This is a genomic window from Williamsia sp., from assembly GCF_036566845.1.
Lineage (GTDB): Bacteria > Actinomycetota > Actinomycetes > Mycobacteriales > Mycobacteriaceae > Williamsia.
Window position 1 is genome coordinate 1 of the sequence record NZ_DATCVM010000083.1, and the last position, 2,584, is coordinate 2,584.

General features: G+C 65.1%; 4 protein-coding genes. 2 read left to right on the forward strand and 2 right to left on the reverse strand.

The window, feature by feature from the left end; genetic code table 11:
- A partial coding sequence (locus VIQ49_RS07195; protein ID WP_331882530.1) for a hypothetical protein occupies nt 1–245 on the forward strand: 245 nt, incomplete at its 5' end.
- A 125-nt stretch (nt 246–370) separates the two neighbouring features.
- Here the strand turns inward: VIQ49_RS07195 and murA are convergent.
- Complete coding sequence (murA, locus tag VIQ49_RS07200; protein ID WP_331882532.1) at nt 371–1,624, reverse strand: UDP-N-acetylglucosamine 1-carboxyvinyltransferase; 1,254 nt, start codon at nt 1,622–1,624, stop codon at nt 371–373.
- Between the two features lie 82 nt (nt 1,625–1,706).
- Between murA and VIQ49_RS07205 the strand changes: the two genes are divergently transcribed.
- A complete protein-coding gene (locus tag VIQ49_RS07205) occupies nt 1,707–2,282 on the forward strand; it encodes a cob(I)yrinic acid a,c-diamide adenosyltransferase (protein ID WP_331882534.1) in 576 nt (191 codons plus the stop codon).
- On the opposite strand, the gene VIQ49_RS07210 is transcribed toward VIQ49_RS07205, so the two are convergent.
- Nucleotides 2,276–2,584 (reverse strand): DUF2550 domain-containing protein (locus VIQ49_RS07210; protein ID WP_331882536.1); only part of this gene is annotated, 309 nt, incomplete at its 5' end. The two genes, VIQ49_RS07205 and VIQ49_RS07210, sit on opposite strands and share 7 nt — an antisense overlap.

Genomic DNA, 2,584 nt, shown 5'->3' on the forward strand with positions numbered 1-2,584 from the left:
CCAGAATCAAACTCTCCAAACAAAAACAACCCAACCCACAAGGGGCAGGTGAATTCGAATCAGAACAAGTCCGACCTAACAAAAAGACACCAAAACTGGCATCAAAAACAGTCACACCCCCAAACGGGAAAAGAGGATGCAACCCAAAACAAAAACAACAACAAACAAAAACCACCAAACACACTATTGAGTTCTCAAACAACACACCCGGTTTTCAGGCAACCCTGCCACTGTACTGCATGTGACCAGGGAGGTCAAACCTCGTCCGCCAGTCTTTCGACCGGGGTCGTTGGCTTCTTCCGAAATACTACGCTCTGTCGGGCCTAAGTCCCAAATGGCCAGCACACGACCGGATTCGGGCTCGCGAACGCTACTGCACGCGCTCGATCTCCGCGCCCAAAGCGACCAGATTTTCCACAAACTTCGGGTACCCGCGGTCGATGTGAAAGACGTCGTGCACCTCGGTGTCACCATCGGCCACCAAGCCCGCGAGAACCAGGCCGGCGCCGGCACGGATGTCCGAGGACCACACCGGCGCGCTCGACAGCTGGGGAATGCCACGCACGACGGCATGGTGGCCGTCGGTCCGCGCATCGGCCCCGAGCCTGATCATCTCCTCGACGAACCGGAACCTCGCCTCGAAGACATTCTCGGTGATCATCGACGTCCCGTCCGCGATCGCGGCGAGCCCGATGGCCATGGGCTGCAGATCTGTGGGGAAACCCGGGAACGGCAGAGTGGCCACGTTCACCGCCTTCGGGCGTTCGTACTGCACCACCCGGAAACCGTCATCGGTCTGCGTCACCGTGGCCCCGGCGTCGTGAAGCTTGTGCAGCACCAACTGCAGATGCGCGGGATCCACCCCGGTGACCGAGATGTCACCGCGGGTCATCGCTGCGGCGATCCCCCACGTGGCGGCGACGATCCTGTCCCCGATGACCCGGTGCTCGGTGGGATAGAGCCGATCGACCCCCGTGATCGTCAGCGTCGACGAGCCAGCGCCGGTCACCTGGGCGCCCATCTGATTGAGCATCGTGCACAGGTCGACGACGTCGGGCTCGCGGGCGGCGTTGCGGATCGTCGTCACCCCTTCGGCCAGCACCGCTGCCATCAGGATGTTCTCCGTCGCGCCCACCGAGGGAAACTCCAGCTGGATCTCCGCGCCGCGCAGGTGGTCGGCTTCGGCGACCACACAGCCGTGTTCGATGTTGCACCGAGCGCCCAGCTGTCGCAGCCCGGACTGGTGCATGTCGAGGGGACGCGACCCGATGGCGTCGCCCCCCGGCAGGGCCACCTTCGCGCGCTTGCACCGCCCGACCAGCGGGCCGAGGACACACACCGAGGCCCGGAACTGCCGGACCGCGGCGAAGTCCGCGTCGTACTTGGGCTCGTCGGGCGAGGTGATCCGCACGACGTCACCCTCGAGCTCGACGGTCGCACCGAGACCGCGCAGGACCTCGGCCATCAGCGGCACGTCGAGAATGTCCGGGCAGTTGGTGATGGTGCTCGTACCCTCGGCGAGAAGCGAGGCCGCCATCAGCTTCAACACACTGTTCTTGGCGCCCCCGACGGCTACTTCGCCCGATAACCGGCTACCGCCGGTCACCACGAAACGCTCGCTCACGCGGTCAGTGTAAACAGCGCTGTGGGTGATGTCAGTCAGCGCAGCCCCCTGCGCGCCGACGCGCACCGGTACCGTTCTGGGCATGGCAGTGCACTTGACGCGCATTTATACGCGGACCGGCGATGACGGGACGACCGGGCTGAGCGACTTCAGCAGGGTGCCCAAGAGCGACGCCCGGCTGGTGGCCTACGCCGACTGCGACGAGACCAACGCGGCGCTCGGCGTTGCGGTTGCACTCGGTGATCCGGACAAGCGAATTCTCGACGTCCTTCGGCAGCTCCAGAACGATCTCTTCGATGCGGGCGCCGATCTGTCGACACCGGTGGTCGAGAACCCGGAGTACCCCCCGCTGCGGATCACGCAGAGCTACATCGACCGCCTGGAATCCTGGTGTGACGAGTTCAACGACGGATTGCCTCCGCTCAATTCGTTCATCCTGCCGGGCGGTACCCCGCTGTCCGCGCTGCTGCACGTCGCCCGCACCGTGGCGCGGCGAGCCGAACGGTCCGCCTGGCACGCCGTCGACACCTATGGCGAATCGATGAGCGTGCTGCCCGCGAAATACCTCAACCGGCTGTCGGATCTGCTCTTCATCTTGTCCCGCGTCGCGAACCCGCAAGGCGACGTGCTCTGGCGTCCCGGCGAGCAGTCTCAGTAGGTCCGGCGCCGCGCCCTCGGTGACGGCCGCGATTCCAGCCACGAGGTGAACGCCGTCAGGGCGCCGCGGTCCAGCGCGATCTCGTAGTCCCGCCCCCGGTCGGGGCCCACATCGCGCAGTTCGAGGATCACGATCTGGTCGGTCATGATGTCGAACTCGTCACCGCGGGGCGTCCTCCGTGACACCACTTCGAGACCTCGCCTGCTCAGCGTCCGGTCCGGCCACCAGCGGAAGCTCGACAGCCGGTAGAAACCGGCCTCGCCGCCGCGATAGCGCATCACCCCGTGCCGCCAGCCGTGACC

Coding starts and splice junctions, on each gene's coding strand:
- VIQ49_RS07205 (WP_331882534.1), top strand. CDS start 1,707: ATGGCAGTGCACTTGACGCGCATTTATACGCGGACCGGCGATGACGGG.